18 protein-coding genes are annotated in these 20,800 nt (G+C 47.7%); 6 read left to right on the top strand and 12 right to left on the bottom strand.

The genetic code is table 11. The annotated features are described in order from the left end of the window. Window positions 1-11 precede the first annotated feature (11 nt). The 4 genes from DN730_RS06655 to DN730_RS06640 form a co-directional block, all read right to left on the bottom strand. Window positions 12-1,019: a BamA/TamA family outer membrane protein gene (locus DN730_RS06655; protein WP_147290562.1), complete on the bottom strand. Its 1,008-nt coding sequence runs from the start codon at window positions 1,017-1,019 to the stop codon at window positions 12-14. Between the two features lie 118 nt (window positions 1,020-1,137). After that, the gene (locus DN730_RS06650; RefSeq protein WP_281270503.1) at window positions 1,138-1,710 is read right to left on the bottom strand and encodes a LysE family translocator; all 573 of its coding nucleotides are present in this window, start codon (window positions 1,708-1,710) and stop codon (window positions 1,138-1,140) included. An 85-nt stretch (window positions 1,711-1,795) separates the two neighbouring features. Then, the gene (locus DN730_RS06645) at window positions 1,796-2,626 is read right to left on the bottom strand and encodes an AraC family transcriptional regulator (protein WP_115467317.1); all 831 of its coding nucleotides are present in this window, start codon (window positions 2,624-2,626) and stop codon (window positions 1,796-1,798) included. A gap of 186 nt (window positions 2,627-2,812) precedes the next feature. After that, on the bottom strand, window positions 2,813-4,276 hold the full coding sequence (locus DN730_RS06640; RefSeq protein ID WP_115467316.1) for a benzaldehyde dehydrogenase: 1,464 nt from the start codon (window positions 4,274-4,276) through the stop codon (window positions 2,813-2,815). A 266-nt stretch (window positions 4,277-4,542) separates the two neighbouring features. Between DN730_RS06640 and DN730_RS06635 the strand changes: the two genes are divergently transcribed. Continuing rightward, the gene (locus DN730_RS06635; RefSeq protein WP_115467315.1) at window positions 4,543-6,315 is read left to right on the top strand and encodes a sigma-54-dependent Fis family transcriptional regulator; all 1,773 of its coding nucleotides are present in this window, start codon (window positions 4,543-4,545) and stop codon (window positions 6,313-6,315) included. Window positions 6,316-6,354: 39 nt separating this feature from the next. Here the strand turns inward: DN730_RS06635 and DN730_RS06630 are convergent, their stop codons facing one another. The 4 genes from DN730_RS06630 to DN730_RS06615 all read right to left on the bottom strand — a co-directional run bounded on the left by DN730_RS06630 (window position 6,355) and on the right by DN730_RS06615 (window position 11,123). Continuing rightward, window positions 6,355-7,458 (bottom strand): NAD(P)-dependent alcohol dehydrogenase, encoded by a 1,104-nt coding sequence (locus DN730_RS06630; RefSeq protein ID WP_115467314.1) that lies wholly within the window; start codon window positions 7,456-7,458, stop codon window positions 6,355-6,357. 319 nt (window positions 7,459-7,777) lie between these two features. Further along, window positions 7,778-8,086 (bottom strand): 4a-hydroxytetrahydrobiopterin dehydratase, encoded by a 309-nt coding sequence (locus tag DN730_RS06625; RefSeq protein WP_115467313.1) that lies wholly within the window; start codon window positions 8,084-8,086, stop codon window positions 7,778-7,780. Between the two features lie 220 nt (window positions 8,087-8,306). Further along, window positions 8,307-9,578 (bottom strand): O-acetylhomoserine aminocarboxypropyltransferase/cysteine synthase family protein, encoded by a 1,272-nt coding sequence (locus DN730_RS06620; protein ID WP_115467502.1) that lies wholly within the window; start codon window positions 9,576-9,578, stop codon window positions 8,307-8,309. Window positions 9,579-9,710: 132 nt separating this feature from the next. Beyond that, a complete protein-coding gene (locus DN730_RS06615) occupies window positions 9,711-11,123 on the bottom strand; it encodes an SLC13 family permease (protein ID WP_115467312.1) in 1,413 nt (470 codons plus the stop codon). A gap of 181 nt (window positions 11,124-11,304) precedes the next feature. On the opposite strand from DN730_RS06615, the gene mtgA reads away from it, so the two are divergent. Continuing rightward, window positions 11,305-11,973 (top strand): monofunctional biosynthetic peptidoglycan transglycosylase, encoded by a 669-nt coding sequence (gene mtgA, locus DN730_RS06610; protein WP_115467311.1) that lies wholly within the window; start codon window positions 11,305-11,307, stop codon window positions 11,971-11,973. Between the two features lie 2 nt (window positions 11,974-11,975). On the opposite strand, the gene DN730_RS06605 is transcribed toward mtgA, so the two are convergent. After that, the gene (locus tag DN730_RS06605) at window positions 11,976-12,359 is read right to left on the bottom strand and encodes a VOC family protein (protein ID WP_115467310.1); all 384 of its coding nucleotides are present in this window, start codon (window positions 12,357-12,359) and stop codon (window positions 11,976-11,978) included. Window positions 12,360-12,480: 121 nt separating this feature from the next. Here DN730_RS06605 and DN730_RS06600 point away from each other — a divergent pair, with 121 nt between their 5' ends. Further along, window positions 12,481-13,536 carry an acyltransferase family protein gene (locus DN730_RS06600; RefSeq protein ID WP_115467309.1) on the top strand — a complete coding sequence of 352 codons (1,056 nt, stop codon included), beginning with the start codon at window positions 12,481-12,483 and terminating at the stop codon, window positions 13,534-13,536. Window positions 13,537-13,586: 50 nt separating this feature from the next. On the opposite strand, the gene DN730_RS06595 is transcribed toward DN730_RS06600, so the two are convergent. Next, the gene (locus DN730_RS06595; RefSeq protein ID WP_115467308.1) at window positions 13,587-15,200 is read right to left on the bottom strand and encodes a methyl-accepting chemotaxis protein; all 1,614 of its coding nucleotides are present in this window, start codon (window positions 15,198-15,200) and stop codon (window positions 13,587-13,589) included. 230 nt (window positions 15,201-15,430) lie between these two features. Between DN730_RS06595 and DN730_RS06590 the strand changes: the two genes are divergently transcribed. The 3 genes from DN730_RS06590 to DN730_RS06580 all read left to right on the top strand — a co-directional run bounded on the left by DN730_RS06590 (window position 15,431) and on the right by DN730_RS06580 (window position 19,234). After that, the gene (locus DN730_RS06590) at window positions 15,431-17,359 is read left to right on the top strand and encodes a B12-binding domain-containing radical SAM protein (protein WP_115467307.1); all 1,929 of its coding nucleotides are present in this window, start codon (window positions 15,431-15,433) and stop codon (window positions 17,357-17,359) included. 164 nt (window positions 17,360-17,523) lie between these two features. Beyond that, window positions 17,524-18,426, top strand: a complete 903-nt coding sequence (locus DN730_RS06585) for an MBL fold metallo-hydrolase (RefSeq protein ID WP_115467306.1) — start codon at window positions 17,524-17,526, stop codon at window positions 18,424-18,426. A gap of 16 nt (window positions 18,427-18,442) precedes the next feature. Then, window positions 18,443-19,234 (top strand): IclR family transcriptional regulator, encoded by a 792-nt coding sequence (locus DN730_RS06580; protein ID WP_115467305.1) that lies wholly within the window; start codon window positions 18,443-18,445, stop codon window positions 19,232-19,234. Here DN730_RS06580 and DN730_RS06575 read toward each other — a convergent pair. Then, window positions 19,208-19,873: a LysE family translocator gene (locus DN730_RS06575; RefSeq protein ID WP_115467304.1), complete on the bottom strand. Its 666-nt coding sequence runs from the start codon at window positions 19,871-19,873 to the stop codon at window positions 19,208-19,210. The genes DN730_RS06580 and DN730_RS06575 overlap by 27 nt on opposite strands. Window positions 19,874-19,940: 67 nt before the next feature. Then, window positions 19,941-20,735, bottom strand: a complete 795-nt coding sequence (locus DN730_RS06570) for an AraC family transcriptional regulator (RefSeq protein ID WP_115467303.1) — start codon at window positions 20,733-20,735, stop codon at window positions 19,941-19,943. Window positions 20,736-20,800: the final 65 nt, after the last annotated feature.

Below are 20,800 nucleotides of genomic sequence, written 5' to 3'. Positions count from 1 at the left end.
TTGCCAATGAATTAAAACGCCTGATTGAAATTCACAAATACTTCATTATCGCCATTGTCGGCGATGCCATAATCAAAACGCAATAACACAGCACCGTCTGGCGGCAGCCCAAAGCGAAGCCCGACGCCACCATTGCTGAGAGTACGCCATTCTGAATGCGTTTTAATCTGGCCAGTTTCAATGAAGGTCGCTCCCGCTATCCATTTCCAGATTGGAAAACGTAGCTCTAACTGCCCCGCCACTTTCATCTTTCCTTCGTAACGCTCCTCGACAAAGCCGCGCAGCTGGTTTGAGCCGCCCAAAGAAGAAACGAAGACATCCCCATCAGACGCTTCGACTTCTAGCCTCGATGCCAGCACCGAGTGAGCCAATATTGGTTGATAATGACGATAATCCGCCTGCCAACGCCAACCTGCTTCATCAATGCTCTGCGAGTGCAGTGCATCGGGCAATACGCTGATGCGACTCGACAATACATCTCCGATTCGGGTATTCATGGAGCGGTCACGACGATCGCGTTCCACGCCGACGCTAGGGTACCCCTTGGTTGTATTACCATCCCGATCGTGACGTTCTGCTTCTAGACTCACGCCATAAAGCCATGACCAAGCGGTGCTATCGGATATCGGTAGTGACCATTCGCTGTTAATGCGAGTCTGCCAACGGTCGTATCGGTTGTATTGACTACTACCCTCCGGAAATTCGTAATCAAAAAAATTGTTTAGACTCACGGACAGCTCGCGTTGTCGTCGATCTAAATAGGTTCGATTTTCCATCGCGGACAGTCTCACATAACCATCCCATGTGCCCATTACGCTGCCTTGACGGAACACGTTGCCCCCTAGTTTGGTCTCATCCTGATCGGGATACGAAAACAACGCGATGCCTAGAATGGACTGATACACAGGATCGTAAGCAAATATGGGGGAAAACGTGAGCTGATTGGAGTCTTTTGCGACCGCACTCTCAGTGACACCCATCACTACCGCGGCCACAAATACTGTTCTAAATACCATCATGTTCCTAGTCTCTACCTAATCAATTGCGATTCAGTAAAGCGTGAAAACACGGTGTTGTCTGATCTATGCGATAAATGGCCACATGCGAGCGCAAGCGGCGATGTGCGAATCTAACGAACTAAGATAGCCCGTACATCGCATGACTTTGCCAAATGAACTGCACGGCTACCCCCCATAACATGCAAGACATAATGCGCTTGGTCCAACACATGACATTGGGATTTAAAACAGCTCGTTTAAATTGACTACCTAATAGTAGATAAGTACCTGGAGCCCAAGCAGCCAGAGCCCCCAGTGCAAAGGCCATCAGAGCAATAGAAACGCCTTCGATATTCGCATTAGGAAATTGAACCGTCACGACAGGAACAACCACCACCATGGCCTTTGGATTGGTCAATTGCATGATAAACCCTGTCGAGAAATGCATGGCTGTGGGGCGCTCTGACACCGAATGTGCAGTAAAGCTTGAACGCATCATTTTGACGCCCAACCACCCGATGTAGAGCCCACCCAACAACGATGCCATGCTCTGTACCATTGCAGGAATGAACGCACTTCCCACATAACCCAGCCCTGCAAACAAAATCCCCATAGCCACTCCAACGCCGACACAAAAGCCAATGGTTTGTCGCGCCTGACCACTAACGCCCGCGAACAGCGAGAGCATGTTAACTGGCCCAGGGGTATACATCAGAACAAAAGAAAAAAGAAAGATTTCGAGCACAGCAATGCCTCCAATAGGCTATAAGTCGGATCAAATTACGCAGATTAAGCGGTTAGCGAGTCAGAATGAGTCGCTGGTATTGTCGGGGCGTCAAACCAAAGACAGGTTTAAAGCGTCGGTTAAAATGACTCAGATCGTTAAACCCTAATTGGGTGGCAATCTGTGCAACAGGCGTATCCTGACGCAGCGCTTGGCGTGCACGATTAATACGTCCGTTAAGCCAGTATTGGTGCGGCGTCATACCGGTATAGTCTTTGAAACTTCTGAGAAAATGATACTTTGACATGCAGGCCACTTGGCTTAACTGATCAAGCGAAACATCTTGATCATAATTATCTTCCAGGCATTCTTTCGCACGATCGAGTAATCGGTTGCGGCGCGAATTATGACGCTCTACCGGTGCATTCTGCTGATAACGCACTAGCTGCTCGATCAATTCAAACAGCACCGTGTCGTACTCAGAGGCAGTGCTTTCTTGTAGCTCGATTAGGCGGGCCAAACGCAAAATATTGCCCTGTATCGCCTTATCGGTGAACACTGCGTCTTTAATACGAAAATGCTCTGGTTGCGACACATGAAAGGTCTGTAAAAAAGGCTCAAATTGCTTCGGATGCACGTACAGCATTTTATAGTGCAAGGCAGCGTCCGCACCCGATGTGCCATCATGCGCATCGCCCGGATTAAATACCATCACCTGCCCAGGGTGGCTATGCTGAAATTGACCTTGAGTAAAAAAGTCTTGGCGCCCTGTTAACGTAACACCTAATGAGAACTCCTCATGCGCATGTGTGCCATACGCGAAATCCGTCATCGACGCTCGTAACAAGGTAACGTTAGCCAAGCTCTCGCTGTGCAAAAAGTTAAATTGATTGGCATGTGACATGAAGCGCCTCTGAACAATGGATCAATAACTAACAGTGTAGCGCTTCTCTATTCAAAAGGTATTGGACAATATTGCGCATTCGGAGACCTAAACGATCCAACACATGCCAAAGTCGACATCAGTCGTCAAAAAGCGGCCTTCTTATCGCTAAGAGGGCCGCTTCAACTATCGTCTACACCGTCTTAATTAAAATGGGTAAGGGGTGGCTTGCGTCTTAGTGGTTTGCCATTGCCAATGCGTGTACGTGTCCCAATCAGAAGGGCCACACACAGAGTTACCATTACCGGAATTACCACACCCACCAAATGGGTTAGTACATTCATCGTTCACTGTTTGGTCGTTGATATGAAGTAAGCCAACATGAAGTTGATCTCCAATTGCCTGAGCACGACCAAGATCATTGGTGATTATCGCCCCAGATAACCCATACTCCGTATCATTGGCATAAGTGACCGCTTCTTCGTCCGTTTCAAAAGTCGTAATACTCACGACAGGTGCGAAGATCTCTTCATCAAACGAGCGCATACCTGGCTTAACGCCCGTGAGAACGGTAGGTTTATAGAACAAGTCTTCGTAAGTGCCGCCCGCTTCCAGCGTCGCCCCCGCTGCGATGGTTTCCGTTACGATACCATGGGCACGCTCCAATTGACGTTGGTTGATCATCGGACCAATCGCCACTTGATCCGTCATTGGGTTACCCACCGGCAAGTGAGTTGCCTTTTCAACAATTTTCTCCGTCAATGCTTGGGCAATGCTGTGGTGAACAAGCACGCGACCCGATGCCATACAAATTTGCCCTTGGTGGAAGTAAGCCCCCCAAGCAATGTTGCTGGCCGCTACATCGAGATCCGCGTCTTCTAGGATAATTAGCGAGTTTTTACCGCCTAATTCCAGTGCTACTTTTTTAAGATTGCGCCCACAGGCTTCGCCTACTTTTCGACCTGCTGCCGTTGAACCAGTGAAGGCCACCATACCAACTTCCGGCGCATCACACAGGGCCGCGCCCGCTTCCGCTTCCCCTGGTAATACTTGGAACACACCTTTTGGCAATCCAGCATGCTCTAATGCAAGCGCCAGTAAGAAACCACCTGTTACCGGCGTTTGCGGGTCGGGTTTGCTCACCACAGTGTTACCCGTAGCCAGCGCTGGAGCAATCGATCGTATGGACAATATCAGCGGAAAATTAAATGGCGAAATTACCCCAACCACACCATGGGGAATACGCTTAGCATAGGATTGGCGACCGGGTGTAGATGGCAAAATCAACCCATTTGGTTCGACTGCCATGTTGGCCGCCAGCTGTAGAATAAAAATAGCCTCTTTAACCTCATGCTGACCTTTAGGGATGATCCCGCCCGTTTCCTGAGCAATAAAAGAAGCACACTCATCGAAATTGTCTTGGAAAAATTGCGCCGCCTTACGAAATATTTCGGCACGATCTCTAGGATTACATTGCGCCCAAGATTTTTGTACAGCTTGCGCTGTTCGGCACGCTTGATACATATCATCTGCATTGCATAAGCCAACGCTGGTAAGGGTGCTTCCCGTTGCAGGCTCATCGACTTTAAGCACGCCACCTGAAGCGGTTTGCCACGCTCCATTAAAGTAACAATCTTTCCAAGGCTGCTGAACAAGTATTGAATTAGACATCGAGGTTTTCTCCATTGTTGTTATTGTGCGAGACGCTTTTTCTCTTTATCTAGAGCAAACACAATGCCGAAAGTTACCAAAACACAACTCACATACTGCACTTTCATCTAATTCATTGATATATATATATATAATAAAAAAATATAAACACAAATGTTTAGTAGATAAACAATTTTATTCGATGCTATATTGTTATTAATCAAATCATCAAACACCACCTCTCCTTTGATGATTAGATTAACTACAAAAATAACAAAGGTATCGGTATGTCCTCACACAACAAGGTCTCTTTATCCGACATTCAAAGTCTTCAACATCAAAGCTTTAAAGGCACGGCAGAGGCCATGAATGAAGGTGAATCACCGACACTTGATGAGCTTAGCAAGCACCTTTTTTTCTCGCCTAATGATGGTCGCATCTGGCTCAATGATCAGCGTATGCTGCTCATTCACAGCCACTCTATCGGACAACTACGGCGTGAATTAATCGAGTCAATCGGTCTAGAGCGCACACGCGGTGTGCTCACACGCACAGGATACTGCTCTGGCATGCGCGATGCCCACTTTGTACGGCACCAATGGCGTGAAGCCGATCCCGCCGCAGTCTTTCTAGCGGGGACAAAATTGCATGCCTTGGAAGGCGCAGTGAAAGTCGAGCTAGTAGCCTTTGAGTACGATGCAGACGCAGGCGAGTACGAAGGCGAATTTGTTTGGCATTTCAGCAGTGAAGCCGATGAGCATATTGCCTGTTACGGAATCGATACACACCCAAGTTGCTGGCTAGAGCTTGGCTACGCGATGGGTTATGTCAGTGGCCTAACCGGATCATTGGTGGTGTTTCGAGAGACAGAATGTCGTGCCATGGGGCATTCCTCCTGCCGCGTTGTCGGCAAATCCGCCAAGCTTTGGGACAATATCGAAAACGATTTACGCTATATCAATGCGTCGTCTTCAGAGTCGACTTCTCCGCCCCCAGCTGTAGAACCGACCAATACTAGCCCCATCATCGATAACGGTAACCCATTAGTCGGCGCATCAGCCGCCTACACAGCTGCCCATCATGCATTGGAAAAGGTGGCAAGCACACGTGCAACGGTACTTTTCAGTGGCGAATCTGGTGTCGGAAAGGAGGTTTTTGCACGTCGGTTGCATGAGTTGAGCCCTAACAAGGACGGCCCCTTTATTGGTTTTAACTGTGCGGCCATCCCAGATAATCTTTTGGAAGCCGAGCTATTTGGTGTTGAAAAGGGTGCCTATACGGGCGCCAATGTGAGCCGTCCCGGTCGTTTCGAACGTGCACAAGACGGCACCCTGTTTCTTGATGAAATTGGTCATCTTAGCCTTGCTGGTCAAGGCAAACTGCTACGTGCTTTGCAGGAACGCGAAATAGAACGCGTCGGAGGGATCAAGTCCATCAAAGTCAATGTCAGAGTAGTTGCCGCCACCAACATCGACCTGCGTGAAGCCGTTGCCCGAGGCGAGTTTCGTGAGGATCTGTTTTATAGGCTTAATGTTTATCCCATTCTATTACCACCGTTACGAGAACGGCGCGGCGACATTCCTCTGCTCATTAATCATTTTTTTCATGAGCTGTGTAAGCTACACCAACGTTTTCCGAGCGGCTTGTCGTATAAAGCGACACAAGCGTTAATGCAGTATTCGTATCCGGGTAACATTCGTGAACTTCAGAACTTGATCGAACGAGGAGTGATTAGCTCTGAAGAGGGGCGTCCTGTCGAGCTGTCTCATCTATTCAGAACTGAGAAAATGCCAGATGAATTAACATTTTCTATTGACGGTCAAGGCGGATTAAAGGCAACCAGCGCTCATCGCAAAAGTGAAGAAGATAGCTCTATTTTCCAGCAGCTAAACGACTTTTGCAGCTCAGACGGAAGCCTTAATTTAAACAGTATCGAATCAAAGATACTTCAGGAGGCAGTGGCGAAGGCCGATGGTAACCTCTCACAAGCAGCTAAGTTAGTGGGTCTTACAAGGCCTCAATTAGCGTATCGATTAAGCAAAATACCAGACAAAGCATGACCTCTAAACCATGGCCATACTTTGTCGTGGAGTGTTCAACTAGTGGGGCATACGCACAATAGGTTTAATCGTCACACCTGACTCTGAGTCGGCGATGGCTTGATTAATCTCTTCAAATTCGTAAAACCGAACCAGCTTATCAAATGGAAAGAAGCCAGCTTGGTGTAACCGAATCAACTCAGGGATGAATGTCTCTGGGTGAGATTCACCTTCGACGATGCCCATCAGACGTCGACCAGCACTCATAAAATGCGTTTCGTTCAGACAAATTTCTGCATCAGGGCCCGACGCGCCGAGGATACCACAGGTACCTTTGGGTGCGAGCGCTTCAACAGCATTACGAATCACTGGCGGTAATCCAGTCGTATCCAGAGCAAAGTTCAAGCCGTAACCCGTAATATTCATGATCTCTTCGGTACTGTTGCAATCATTTACATTAACTGTATGTGTTGCGCCAAGCTCTTTTGCTAAAGCTAATCGCTCTGCATTTTGATCAACCGCGATGATAGTCGTCGCTGAACACACTTTTGCAGCCATGATAGCGGACAAACCAACCGAACCGACACCAAACACCGCCACAGTAGAACCAGGCGTTACCTTAAGCGCATTAATGATTGCCCCAGCCCCTGTTTGGATACCACAGGCCAACGGCCCGAGTAGCTCAAGTTCAATGCCATCGGGTACTTGAACGACATTACGTTCATTGCATAAAGCAAAGTTAGCAAACGAAGACTGACCAAAGAAATTTCCCGATATCGCCTCGCCATCTTTTGAAATCGGACTGCTACCATCTAAACGAGCGCCATTGAAATTCAATGGGAAAAACTCATGACAATAAACACTGTCATGATGATGACAGCTGGGACAGGTACCGCAGGAATTAAACGTCATCACCACTCGATCCCCAGGTTTTACCTTGGTCACGCCCGCACCCACATGCTCTACAATACCGGCGCCTTCATGGCCCAATACAGCAGGTAAAGGGGTCGGTAACATGCCATCTCGTACGACAAGGTCAGTATGACACACTCCAGTTGCTAAGACTTTCACAAGGATCTCATGAGTATCAGGTTGCTCTAGCTCCAGCGTTTCAATACTGAGCGCTTGTTTCGCTTCGCGAGCTACTGCTGCTTTAATTTGCATAATATCGCCTCACTTTGAATTGTCTTTATTATCCGTTCGACTGAACATAAACAGTTGTATAGCTGTTGGAGATTGGCTCCATGCTCAATAAACAAGAGCAAGCTTTGCGCCGATATAAGAAAGGGACAGTAAAATAATTCGTAGTGATTTGATTTATAAAAAGAAAATTTCTCAGGCGTACGCTTTATAAAAAAATCGACGACACATAATGACGCGTGTATTTATCAAATGCTCACATTATTAGGAGAGCATTTGATGATTTCATACAGTCCGCCGTCTATCCGAAGGTCTACGCAGAAAATCGTCGCCAAAAGAGTTTTTAAGCCTGGTGCGCAAAAATGTCCATTTGCTTAGCAAGATCAAAATCTTTGACAGACAATCCTGATACATCATGTGTGGTGAGCTGGATGGACACCTTGTTGTAGACATTGAACCATTCTGGATGGTGATCTTGCTTTTCCGCATAGATCGCACACATGGTCATAAAGCCGAAAGCGTGTTGGAAGTCTTTGAATTTAAAGGTTTTGGTAAGTTTATCGTTATCGATCACCCAGTTTTGGGAGGTATCAGAATTGAGCTCTGAAAGGGCAGAGTCAATCTCATTTGGGGCGAGTTTTTGCACGGCCATGTTAACTCCTTATTCGGTAAGTGGACGTTTTGTCATCGCCATTCGAGTGTAGTGCCTTGATAATAAATCCGAAACTTTATCTCTCGAACTCCTTATTCCGTTCATTTTAGTCATTGAAAAAGAACATCGTGAACCGCTAAGCCTTTGCGCCCCATTAGCGATAAAAAAAGCCAGCTTCTTAACCGCGTAAGAAGCTGGCCTTGCTTGCTAACGTATTGCCTTATGCGGCATCAAGCGCTTGTGTAATGTCGGCGATGATGTCATCAACATGCTCGATACCAATGGATAGACGGACCATGTCTTCGCTTGCGCCAGCTGTTTTCAGCTCTTCTGGGTTCAATTGACGGTGTGTTGTCGAAGCAGGATGACATGCTAGCGACTTCGCATCACCAATATTGACCAAACGTAAGATCATTTGTAATGCATCGATAAAACGACCACCGGCTTCACGACCACCTTTAATACCGAAGCTGATAATACCGGACGCTTTACCATGAGTGATCTTTTGACACGTCTCGTAGTAAGGGCTATCTGGTAAAGCAGCGTAATTTACCCAGCTCACTTTCTCATGCTGTTGTAAGAATGCAGCGACTTTTTCAGCATTTTCACAATGGCGCTCCATACGTAGGCCAAGCGTTTCGATGCCTTGTAGGATCAAGAATGTGTTTTGCGGAGACAGTGCCGCTCCAGTATTACGCAATGGCACGACACGACAACGACCAATGTAAGCTGCTTCACCCAGTGCTTCGGTGTACACCACACCATGGTAAGACGGGTCAGGTTCATTCAACGCTGGGAAACGTTTGGAGTTTGCTTTCCAATCGAACTTACCCGAATCAACAATCACTCCTCCTACGCTGTTACCGTGGCCACCCATGTATTTTGTTAAAGAATGCACCACGATGTCTGCCCCCAACTCAAAAGGACGACATAGGTAAGGCGTTGCCACCGTGTTATCAACGATGACAGGAATACCGTGTTTATGCGCGATTTCTGCTAAGCGCTCAATGTCGACAACATTGCCTGCTGGGTTACCAATCGATTCACAGAAAATCGCTTTGGTTTTGTCATCAATTGCGGCTTCAAAGCCCGCGTAATCATCATGAGATACCATGCGCACTTCGATGCCTTGTTTCGGGAAGGTGTGCGCGAATAAATTGTATGTACCGCCGTATAGCTGACTCGTACTAAGGATGTTGTCCCCAGCTTCTGCAATACACTGAATGGAATACGTAATCGCTGCCATACCAGACGCAACTGCAAGTGAACCAATACCGCCTTCTAACGCCGCAACACGCTCTTCTAACACTGCGTTCGTTGGGTTCATGATGCGAGTGTAGATGTTACCTGCGACTTTAAGGTCAAATAGATCTGCGCCATGTTGCGTATCGTCAAAGGTATAAGAAGTGGTTTGATAAATCGGCACAGCGGCCGCCTTTGTCGTTGCTTCTGAAGTATAGCCATGGTGCAGCGCTAATGATTCGAATTTCATACCGAGCCCTTTATTGTTGTTGATGATAAAAAACGACGCTGGTTTTCGCTTGCTATGCATACAAACACCCAACGAACAGATAGGGCTTATAATGAACTTTTTTGGCATGAACTAAAAGAGAAGTATTTACATTTAGTACATGCCTAAGATGTGCCACCACATAAAATTCAATGGCAATAAAATCACTAAGGTGATCGCAAAGGTGATCAGACATACTTTACTGACCAGCCCCAAAGGCAACTTACCGAGCGCGATAGCGGTCACCAAAGGAGGCGCTTGATAAGGAAGTAACACCGTGGAAAACCCCATTACTTCTGACATGATAATAGCGGAGTTTGACAACCCCGTGATCTGGGCAAGATCCGCCGCCAACGGCGAGACAATCGCAGGAATGCTCGCGACATTCGCAATGATCCCTACAAACAATGAAATGCCTGTCACTAACGCCAAGTTCATCAATTGAGCGCCTTCGGAAAACGGTGCTACTTGAGTCAAAGCGTGCACCATGGATTCCCCTAGTCCCGTATAGGCAATCGTTGCTCCTAAGCCAATCACCCCCGCCGCGAAAAACAGCGGGCCGTAGTTAAGATCCTGATTCAAACATTGTTTATGGGTAAAGCCGCCATTGGGCCATAACAATACCGCACAGGCCAATAGGCCAACCCAGCCCGGAGCAACGTGGTGCAGGCTATCCGTGAACCAGCCGATAAAACAGGCGACAAGAACAAACAACAACTGTTTTTCTTTTGCGTTTAGCTTAGCGTCTGGCCTTTCCGTCCTTTCCTGCGCCACAGAATGATCAGGATCAGGCGCGGGGAATAACCACAAAATCACCAAAATAATCACGCCTGCTTTGGCCAAACCTAGTACAGGGAAATGCAAGACTAAATAATCCCAGTATGAGATCGAAGCGCCATACAAAGCTTCGTTCATACCCGACAGCAGCATGTTAGGAGCATTCGCAGGTAATATTGAAAAGGTCGGTAAGAATGTCCCGAATGCGGCGGCCAGCAAGATACCGTAACGCCCTTTGGAGTTTTCCACATAGCCCAATTGATCAGCCACGGCCACGGCCACGGCAATTGGTATCAGTAATACCACGCGACCAATACCTGAAGGGATTAAAAATGCCAACAGCAAACCAAACAGTGTCGTGCGGGCAATGACACTTCGATAACGCTTACCCAGTAATTGGATCAGTACGCCCGCTAATTTATGATTCAACCCAGTAAATTGTATGGCCGCGCCAAACACCATGCCACTGAACAGCAGCCAAAAAGTAGATGATGTGAAGCCTGACAATACCACTTCACCCGGGGCAATTTGGGTCATAGTAATCAGCGCAAACAACCCAATAGCCGGCCAGTATTCAGGGACATACGATGTGGCCCAAAGCGCCGCGCAGACAATAAGGATCCCCAACGTAGCCGCTTGCACAGGTGGCAAAAACAAAAGCCCGACACCCGCGCCACCGATAGACAGTAACAAGATTCCCAACACCGGCAAAATCGTTGACGCGGCGGAGCCTTTAGATGTGACCGACATGCACCCTTCCTTCTTTTTATTTATCTATACAACATAACAAGCTATAGCCATTAAGCGAATTCCATTATTCGCTGAGACTATTCATTTAAAGCGATATAGCTCCAATATTCGTTCCCATTCCTTATCCTATAACTTGGTACTATAGGGATTTTTACGTTTATTCACTGCAAAAAGGCAAGACATGGCAAAGCGTCAACGCAGAGTTCTGGGAAGATTTTGGTCCTTCTTATGGAAGCTCATCCTTGTGCTAGGGCTGATCCTATTGCTTATGAGGTTTATCGCGCCGCCGACAACTGCTTTCATGTTGCAAAGCCCTTATCCGGTAGCGCACACATGGATCGATCTTGATCAACTGCCACCCCATGTTGCGTTAGCCGTTGTCGCTTCGGAAGATCAACGCTTCCCAACGCATTTCGGGGTCGACATCCACGCTATCAGCAAAGCTTTGGAGCAATACGATGATGGTGAAGGTCTACGAGGTGCCAGCACCATTACCCAACAAACGGCAAAAAACCTATTCCTCTGGCCTGGTCGAAGTTTGATTAGAAAAGGGCTGGAAGCAGGGTTAGCACTCGGGCTGGAAGCCCTGTGGGGTAAAAAACGGATCCTAGAAGTGTATTTAAATGTGGCTGAGTTTGGCAAAGGTATCTATGGTGTAGAAGCCGCTAGCCAGCACTATTTTGGCAAGTCTGCTCGCCACTTGAACGCGAATCAAGCAGCTCGACTAGCGGTTTTGTTGCCCAGCCCACGAAAACGCGACCCAAACTATTTAACCCCCTACCTAGCGCAGCGGGTGATATGGATCGAACGTCAAATGGCGCAACTGGGCGCAGGGCATTTATCGTTCTAAACCTAAGATGGCATCACATGAGTGACGCACACTTTGTTACCAGAAGGATCGCGTAAATACGCCAAGTAAAGCTGACGCTTGCCAACTTGACGAACGCCTGGAGGATTCTCAATCGGCTCTCCGCCCTGCGCTTTACCAGCCTCAAACCACGCATCGGCTAGCTCAGGTGAGTTGGCTTTAAACCCAATAGTCATGCCATTACCGTGCGAAGCGGGCTCCCCATTGATCGGCTTGGTCAGCATGAACACCGTATCCTCTCCAATGTAGACGACTCGGCCTTTTTGGTCGTACACCCCTTCTTTGTATCCCAGTACCATTAACGCTGCGTCGTAAAATGCTTTCGATTTTTCTATATCGTTCGCACCCACCATCACATGACTGAACATAACCGCTCCTAATTTGTTAAAAACCTATCTAAACTGCTACAGCGCGTTGTACTTGTCTATCCCTTTTTCGCTGTGCCGCTTAAGTTCATTTTTTAGTAACGACTAGTGGTACCATTGAACGATGCATCGTCTCTCATTTCTCAGCCAATCGCGAAATAACAACTTTAACCTAATACGCCTAATCTGCGCTGTTGGTGTATTGCTCGCGCACAGTCATTTAGTCTTCACGGGCTCATCACTCCCTTGGTACATGTTAGGGGTACGCCTTGACCATATGTTTGTCGCGGTATTCTTTGTCATCAGTGGCTTCTTAATTTGTCGAAGCTTGGTGCGCTCACAAGACCTTAGACAATACTTTTTATCGCGCGCGATTCGCTTGTTGCCCGCTCTCGCTGTGCTGTTGTTGATTACCGTCTTTATCATCGGCCCGCTCGCTACCGATTACCCACTCAGCATCTACTTTACCGATCCCAGCACTTGGCGATACTTTCTTAACCTAAATCTATTTTCCATTGATACACAATTTGACCTAGCCGATGTGTTCAGCGACAACCCGTACCCCCAAAAAATAAACGCATCGCTCTGGACGCTACCAATCGAGGTCTGGCTATACAGCATGGTAGCAACGCTTTTTTGCATCGCCCTACTGTTGCAAGATGCTTGCCCACCGCTTTTCGAAAAAGCTCGACAAAGTACTGTGTTATGGGGGCTTTTCGCGGTGTTACTGGGCAGTAACAGTGTCATAAATACCCTATTAAGTGATCGACAGGATGACTCAAAAACCATTCTTCTGTTTATCTGTCTTTTTGCCATCGCAGCACTTTGTTACTTGGCGCGAGATTATTTAGTGTTGCGTTACCGATACGCAGGGTTACTTTGGATGGGTGTTGTAGCGCTGTTAGATACTCCGATTTTAAGCGCCTACGTCTGTATTTGTATAACGTATTCGGTGTTGGTGCTGGCTTACCGCCCTGGTGGCTTTATCCGACAATTTAACCAGTTTGGAGACTATTCATATGGTCTCTATATTTACGGCTTTGTCGTCCAACAGATGACTCTCCAGCTTTGGCCGAACATAGGCTTTAGCTTATTCGTCATAGTCTCGACCATCGCCACATTCGGCGCGGCGGCCTTATCTTGGCATTGGATTGAGCAACCTTGTTTAAAGCGTCTATGAGGCTGGGGAATGCGACGGGGAGTCAGCGAATAGCTCCCCGCCGTGTTTTATTAAAGCTTAAAGAACTCCAGCTGTTTCTTCACATCTTCACTGCTGTCTTTCACGCTTTGACCAGAGCTTTTCGCTTCTTCAGCATTGCGCTGGGTGAGGTCGCGAACAGAGTGCATCTTATTGTTGATATCATCCGTAACCGTGATCTGCTCTGCAGCAGAGGATGCAATTTGGCTCGCTTGCTCTGAGATACGCTCAATTCGCTCCAGTATGTCGCGCGTTAAATCATTGGTTTCAGACACATGCTTGCGGGAGCTTTCCACTAACTCTAAGCTGCTGTCCATTTGGCTGACAGCCTGATGGCTGGCTTGATTGAGCTTCGACAGCAAGGCTTCTATTTCGTTGACGCTGTCTTGAGAGCGCTGAGCCAACGCACGAACCTCATCTGCTACCACCGCAAATCCGCGCCCAGTTTCTCCCGCGCGAGCGGCTTCAATCGCAGCGTTCAACGCAAGCAAATTCGTTTGCTCTGAGATACCGCGAATAACGCCCAAAATGGTTTCAATATTGTTGGTTTCGCTGCGTAATGCCGTGACCGCCATATTAGTTTGGTTTAACGTTGCGACTAAGTTCTCGGTTTCGGCTAAGGTGTTATGCGCCGTGGTCAAGCTGCTTTGTGCAACGCTTCTGATACCGTTTGCAGCCTCAGAAGATTCCTGCGTATGGTCAGATATGCTGCGGTTGCTGGCAGACATCTGCTCCAGCGCGACCACGACTAATTCGGTATGATCCATGATGTTAACAGAGCGCTTCGCGGCTTCTTGATTCGCTTTAAGTACACCCAAGCTATTTTGATTAACATCATCCACCGCGTGCAAGATGTTGGTGATGACTGAACGAAGGTGCTCTGTTGAGGCATTAATAGCATGACCTAAATCGGCGATTTCGTCGTCTCCAAGTACTGTCACGGGGTTATTCAGATGACCTTTCGCCATTTCCTGCGCCGCGGTTCGCACCGCCTGAATACGTCCAACAATGCTACGGGATATCAGGTAGCTAAGTGCCAGTGACACAAGTAAGGCGACAATCGCTGACCCCCAAAAACTGATTTCGATCTCTGAAGAGAGGCTGTCTGAACGCTGTTTGGCCGCCAATACCGCCTTATTGTTGACCTCAGAGAACGCATTAAACTCTTCCATTAGCGCCGAATAAGATCCTATGAACGCCGAAAAAATAGGGAATGGCGCTTTATTGTCTGGTGCATTTTGCATCGCAGAAACAAATGCCTTGGTTTTCCCTTGAAAGTCCATCACTAGCTTCTCAAGCTTATTCAATGCTTCTGGGTTACCCGCATAGCCAGTCTTCAAGTTCTGAAATAGCGCGGGGGTTTTAGCATAAGCCTCTTTGATGGTTTTCAAGTAAGGAGGAATTTGCTGGTCAAGTGACAACAAGTATCCGATTTGTAAGCCCCTGACATTTAGTACAATGTCGACCTGCGTTTCTTTGATACGCTCCAAATTCACGGAAACCGTATAATTTTCATTGTAAAAACGATCAAAGCTGTCTACTAACGCTGTACTTTTGGATTTGATAACCACTAAAGCAACTAAAAAAACGACGATAATTGAAACGGTCAATATCGAAAATTTAGCTCTCATTGAAAACCTATTCATAGCTTTTTTTCCTTTAACAAGCTGTCTGAAAAAGTAATGTGTTTATATTTTTGCATTATTGGAGCGTTTGATTAGTGAATAGCTATTCATTAATCAGTTGCAGTCTGTCACATTAACTCTCGTTATAGAACTCCCTGCCAACAAAAAGCACAAAAAAAGTGCACACCATTGTCGCTACATTTGATGATAAACTTATTTCTATTCCTACGAGCTTTACACACAGGCCTACCATGACCGTTCTTTTAATGACCCCACCGATGACTCAGTTGAATACGCCGTACCCAGCGACAGCGTATCTAACAGGTTTTTTACGCTCTCAAGGCTATGAGGCCGTGCAGCGAGACCCAGCCATCGAGCTCTTTCTGGAGATGATGACTCAGCAAGGCTTAGACATCATGCGCCAACATGTGGAAGACAATTTTGAAGCGTTTGAAGACGACGAGCTACCCGACGCGGTCTTTGCTTTTTTGGCAGAGTTTGATCGCTATCGGTTATGTGTTGAGCCTGTGATTCGTTTTTTACAAGGCAAAGACCCGAGCCTTGCCATGCGCATCAACTCTCGTCGTTTCTTACCCGAGGGGCCTGCATTCGATGCCATTGAACAAATGGAAGCGGTATCAGGTGATGTGTTGAAAAGCGCGTTTGGCGATCTAGGGGTACAAGATAAAGCCAAGTATCTGGCGACATTGTTTATCAATGATTTATCGGCCGTCATCACTCAAGGCGTTGACCCTTATTTTGAAGTCAGTCGTTATGGTGAGCGTCTTGCGGCGGCGAACCCAAGCTTTGATGATCTGTATAACACGCTGATGTCTGAGTCGACGTTCAGCTCAGAAATTTTAGAGCAGCTAGTTGAAGTATACTTGGAAGAAACTCAGCCCAGTGTGGTAGCTCTGACCGTTCCCTTTCCCGGAAACATGCTTGGTGCACTGCGCATTGCGCAAACCTGCAAAGACATCGCACCAGATATTCCAATCGTCATGGGTGGCGGATTTGTTAATACTGAATTGCGTGCGCTAAAAGACCCGCGAGTGTTTGAATTCGTCGACTTTATTTGTGTCGACGATGGCGAACGCCCGTTTATGACCTTGCTGGAATATTTTGATGGCAAACGTGAGGTAGAAGAGCTCGTAAGAACGTACTTCCTCGCAGAGGATCAAGATGGCGAACCGTTTGTTTACTTCAATGACAACAAAGCGCTGCACGACATCCCCCAAACAGAGGTTGGCGCGCCCGTTTATGACGGGTTACCCCTGGACGACTATCTAGCCTTATGCGAAATGCTCAATCCCATGCACCGCATCTGGAGCGATGGGCGCTGGAATAAACTCACCATCGCCCATGGCTGTTATTGGCGCAAGTGCAGCTTTTGTGATGTCACACTGGATTACATCGACCGTTACGATGCCGCGGGGGCCGATATACTGATTGATCGAATCGAACAGCTGATTGAAGAAACGGGACAAACAGGCTTTCACTTTGTCGATGAAGCCGCGCCACCGAAAGCACTGTTTGCATTAGCCAAACGCTTGATTGAACGCGGTGTCGTGATCAGTTGGTGGGGGAATATCCGGTTTGAGAAGACCTTCTCTCCTGAAAAATGCCAACTCTTGGCGGACTCAGGCTGCATCGCAGTTAGTGGTGGATTAGAAGTGGCCTCTGATCGCTTATTAAAGCTGATGAAAAAAGGCGTCAGTGTCGAGCAAGTCGCCCGAGTCACCAAAGGCTTCAGTGATGCAGGCATCTTGGTTCACGCCTACTTAATGTATGGCTTTCCTACACAAACAGAACAAGAGAGTATCGATGCACTAGAAATGGTGCGCCAGATGATGTCCCTCGGCTGCTTTCAGTCCGCGTACTGGCATCGTTTCGCTGCGACGATCCACAGCCCGATCGGCATCAACCCCGACGAATATGGCATCACGTTGGCTGAGCGCCCTGAGACACTGTTTGCGGAGAACGATGTCGACTTCTTTGACCCGACTGATGTCGATCACGACATGCTGGGCGATGGCCTACGTAAAGCCCTTTACAACTACATGCATGGTGTGGGCTTTGACCAGCCGCTTAGTTTTTGGTTTGCCCAGCCCGTCGCTCACACCAGTGTAAAACACGACTTTATTAGCAAGGCGTTTAGCAACTTAATTGCTATCGATTAAATCTAATGGCTCATAACAAGTGTTCCACTCAGTGGAACACTTTGCACTTTCTCATTTACCTTTTCTGACTCACTCGCAATGATAAAAAGGCAGCCCAGCCACTGCCCTGTATCTGCCCAGACACAGATATTATTCAAATAACAATAACAGAGCGATCTCAGATTATGATTAAGACACTTTCCCGTTGCACCCTATTAGCCCTGAGTTTAGCGGCCTTGCCTGCGCTTGCTAAAACTCAAGTCGTTACGCTAGGAACAGGTACTCCCGTGCCAAATCCTGAACGCGTTGGTTCGTCCACGGCAGTCGTGTACAACGACAAGGCATACCTATTTGATATAGGGCCTGGTGCCGTCCATCGAGCCATTGAAGCGTCAGCTAACGGTTTCCCACAACTTTACCCGACTGAGATCGAACATCTTTTTATTACCCACTTACACAGCGACCATATACTGGATTATCCAGAGCTCGCATCGTCGCTTTGGTGGTGGCGCACGAACCAACTGTCCGTCTATGGTCCAACGGGGATGCAAGCCATAACAGATGCCTATTACGACATGCTAGAAGTGGATTTGGATCTGCGTATTAATGGTTTACAGCCTGTCCAGAATCCAGAGATGCATAAAACAAAAGTCAACGAATACGAGCATGGCGGTTGGGTTGTCAAAGATGGCGATGTCACCATTGAAGCGTTTGATGTGGCACATGGTGATATTGAGCCCGCATTCGGCTACAAGATTACGACACCAGACAAAACAGTCGTTATTTCAGGTGACACGGGCTACAGCGAAAAGCTAATAGAAATGGCGAAAGGTGCGGACATCTTAGTACACGAGGTGATCAACGACGAAGCCCTGAAGAAACTCTCATCTGAGTGGCAAAATTATCATTCCAAAGCGCATACCCCCGCCGCAGAGCTTGCTAAAGTAGCCAATGCGGTGCAACCTGGCTTACTGGTTCTGACACACTTGCTGTACTATGCTGAACCGATTGAAACCACCGCTGAACAAGTTCGTGCACACTATGATGGCGAGGTGGTTTTAGCTAATGACTTGGATGTCTTTGAATAGTTAACGAGAGACTTTTATGACGCTAGCTCTTGATCGCGGAATCCAAATCTTAACCGAGCTTGGTAATGCTCAAGGGCTAACGCTCTCCGATATCGTGCGCCAAACAGGTATCCCCAAAAGCACTGCTCATCGACTGTTGAAACGCCTGTGTGAGCAAGGTCTGGTTCGCCAAAACCTACTCGACCAACGCTACCGCACAAAAGTGCTTTTACCAAGGCAAAAAGAAATCCATATCCCACCTCCAGACCAACCTGTCGTTGAGATCATTTGCCAACATTTGGAGCCACTAACGCATCAAGTTATTTGGCCCTCCGATATTTTCATTCCGATTGATCAGCAATTATTCTTGGTTGAGAGTACGCGTGCATTGACTCGTATTCATATTACTCGAGTCAATGTGCAAACCAAGGTAGATATGCTTCGCTCTGCGGCGGGCCGCGTTCTGCTAGCCTTCAGCGAACCCGACATTTGTGAGAATTACCTTCACGTCGCTTGGCAGTCTGGCATGCACAGCCAAGACGATCAGCAACGTTTTTACGACATTTGGCCAGCGATGCGCGAGCAGATTCGCCAACAAGGGTTTGCGGTTCGCGCGCCCTCTTATTTCGGTGCACCAGGGGTTAATGACGGTCTGCGAGCCATCGCCGTTCCTATCATTACAGCTGGAAAAGTCAGAGCCTGTATTAACTTAATTTGGCCGAAAATGTTTGCTAATGAGGTCGACTTTGCTAAAAAACATGCTCCACTCCTGCAACAAACCGCCGCAAAGATCAGTGCGGAGTTACAAAGCGTGGTCCATAACGTTTAACACGACTTGATACAAAATGGCCGCTCCTAACAATGTGAACACAGCGCCACATAACAGATCGATATAGCGGCTTATTTTGCGTAATCTCTGCTGCATTGCAGTGCGAGTCAGCAACCATGCCAGTAGCGCGAACCATGCAAACGACAATCCCCAGAGTATCGCTAGAGCCGCGCCCTTTCCTGAAAAAGACATACCAACAGGGACCAAGCTGGACATAAGGCTGACAAAGAATACTAAGGCTTTGGGGTTCAATAAGTTCGTGATCAAGCCACGCGAGAACGCCAATCGTTTATTCTCTAACATCATCGAATTGTCATTGGCGATTGGCGCCGGAGGCGTGCCCCACAGACGCCAAGTGGCAACGAGCGCACCACTTCCCAAGTACAGCAAATAACTACCTCCAGCCGCTTGCAGCAGTGCAAACAGCACAGGCTGTTGATGAACAATGTAGCTCACTCCGGTAATACTCAGCGTTGCATGGATCAAAATTCCCAGTGATAAACCTAACGCAATGTAAGTCCCCGTTTGACGTCCGTATCGGGTGGCGTTTTGGACAACCAATGCGAAGTCCGGCCCTGGACTCATTAGAGCAACAAAATGCACGGTGGCAAGGGTAATTAAAATAGACGCTTCGTTCATATACTTCCTCCATTGAAAGAGGACTGTACCACTCACAGATTATTAAGCGCTTGTAAAATGCGAGCAGTTAGCGGACTTCGGAAGGAGATAATCCAAAGGTCTGTTTGAAGGCTTTACTGAAATGCGCCTGATCATAAAACCCCACTTGAAACGTCACATCGGTGACGGATCGCTGGTCTTTAAGAAGCTTCAGAGCTTGCTCTAAGCGTAAGCGGGTAAACCAAGCATAGGGAGTCATCCCCACGGTAGATTTAAAACGCCGCTGAAACTGCGTTGGACTCAGATCACACAATTCAGCCAATTGGGTCAGTCGTACTGGTTCCGCTATGTTGGCCATTAGAAAATCACGCAGTTTTCTCAGTGTCATGCGCCCAAGGCACTTTTCTTGAGGCTGTTTTGCTTGGCCGTAGCGAGAAACAAGGGGAGCAAAGCTCTCGTAGGGTAAACAATCCTGCGCCAACTGGCTGAGGTTTCCCATGCGCAATGATTGATGCGCACTTCGCAAATGGGCAAAGATCGTAGGGTCTTTTAATACGATGTTGCCAAAGCTCAATTCGGAGGCGAAGTGAGGCGCGGCCAAAAAACCGCTCAACCAGTCAGGCTCCACCACAAATATATGAGAATGATAACCAGACTGCATCGCTGGACTGCCGTCATGTAATGTATCGGGTGGCATCACAACAATGTCGCCTGGGCCAACACGGTGCCTCTCTCCGGCACACATGAACTGCTGCTGGCCTTTGGTAATCAGGCCAAAGTGGTAGTCGAGGTGATAATGTCGCTCAAACTCAAACGATTGATAGTGCCCCGCAATTAAACTGATCGCACGGTCCGGTGAACTAAAATGCTGTACGGTATCCATATGCCCTCCAAGTGCCCAGCATAATCAATCTGTCACCACTTTGCCTTGTAAATAACTGACGCTCG

This window comes from Marinomonas piezotolerans, from assembly GCF_003362755.1.
GTDB lineage: Bacteria > Pseudomonadota > Gammaproteobacteria > Pseudomonadales > Marinomonadaceae > Marinomonas > Marinomonas piezotolerans.
Note: the sequence above shows the minus strand (reverse complement) of the source record. Positions and strands in the feature narration are given on the sequence as shown.

What these genes read in the sequence shown, in the direction of transcription:
- DN730_RS06655 (WP_147290562.1), bottom strand. Translation starts at nt 1,019, where the DNA reads ATGATGGTATTTAGAACAGTATTTGTGGCCGCGGTAGTGATGGGTGTC.
- DN730_RS06650 (WP_281270503.1), bottom strand. Translation starts at nt 1,710, where the DNA reads ATGTATACCCCTGGGCCAGTTAACATGCTCTCGCTGTTCGCGGGCGTT.
- DN730_RS06645 (WP_115467317.1), bottom strand. Translation starts at nt 2,626, where the DNA reads ATGTCACATGCCAATCAATTTAACTTTTTGCACAGCGAGAGCTTGGCT.
- DN730_RS06640 (WP_115467316.1), bottom strand. Translation starts at nt 4,276, where the DNA reads ATGTCTAATTCAATACTTGTTCAGCAGCCTTGGAAAGATTGTTACTTT.
- DN730_RS06635 (WP_115467315.1), top strand. Translation starts at nt 4,543, where the DNA reads ATGTCCTCACACAACAAGGTCTCTTTATCCGACATTCAAAGTCTTCAA.
- DN730_RS06630 (WP_115467314.1), bottom strand. Translation starts at nt 7,458, where the DNA reads ATGCAAATTAAAGCAGCAGTAGCTCGCGAAGCGAAACAAGCGCTCAGT.
- DN730_RS06625 (WP_115467313.1), bottom strand. Translation starts at nt 8,086, where the DNA reads ATGGCCGTGCAAAAACTCGCCCCAAATGAGATTGACTCTGCCCTTTCA.
- DN730_RS06620 (WP_115467502.1), bottom strand. Translation starts at nt 9,578, where the DNA reads ATGAAATTCGAATCATTAGCGCTGCACCATGGCTATACTTCAGAAGCA.
- DN730_RS06615 (WP_115467312.1), bottom strand. Translation starts at nt 11,123, where the DNA reads ATGTCGGTCACATCTAAAGGCTCCGCCGCGTCAACGATTTTGCCGGTG.
- mtgA (WP_115467311.1), top strand. Translation starts at nt 11,305, where the DNA reads ATGGCAAAGCGTCAACGCAGAGTTCTGGGAAGATTTTGGTCCTTCTTA.
- DN730_RS06605 (WP_115467310.1), bottom strand. Translation starts at nt 12,359, where the DNA reads ATGTTCAGTCATGTGATGGTGGGTGCGAACGATATAGAAAAATCGAAA.
- DN730_RS06600 (WP_115467309.1), top strand. Translation starts at nt 12,481, where the DNA reads ATGCATCGTCTCTCATTTCTCAGCCAATCGCGAAATAACAACTTTAAC.
- DN730_RS06595 (WP_115467308.1), bottom strand. Translation starts at nt 15,200, where the DNA reads ATGAATAGGTTTTCAATGAGAGCTAAATTTTCGATATTGACCGTTTCA.
- DN730_RS06590 (WP_115467307.1), top strand. Translation starts at nt 15,431, where the DNA reads ATGACCGTTCTTTTAATGACCCCACCGATGACTCAGTTGAATACGCCG.
- DN730_RS06585 (WP_115467306.1), top strand. Translation starts at nt 17,524, where the DNA reads ATGATTAAGACACTTTCCCGTTGCACCCTATTAGCCCTGAGTTTAGCG.
- DN730_RS06580 (WP_115467305.1), top strand. Translation starts at nt 18,443, where the DNA reads ATGACGCTAGCTCTTGATCGCGGAATCCAAATCTTAACCGAGCTTGGT.
- DN730_RS06575 (WP_115467304.1), bottom strand. Translation starts at nt 19,873, where the DNA reads ATGAACGAAGCGTCTATTTTAATTACCCTTGCCACCGTGCATTTTGTT.
- DN730_RS06570 (WP_115467303.1), bottom strand. Translation starts at nt 20,735, where the DNA reads ATGGATACCGTACAGCATTTTAGTTCACCGGACCGTGCGATCAGTTTA.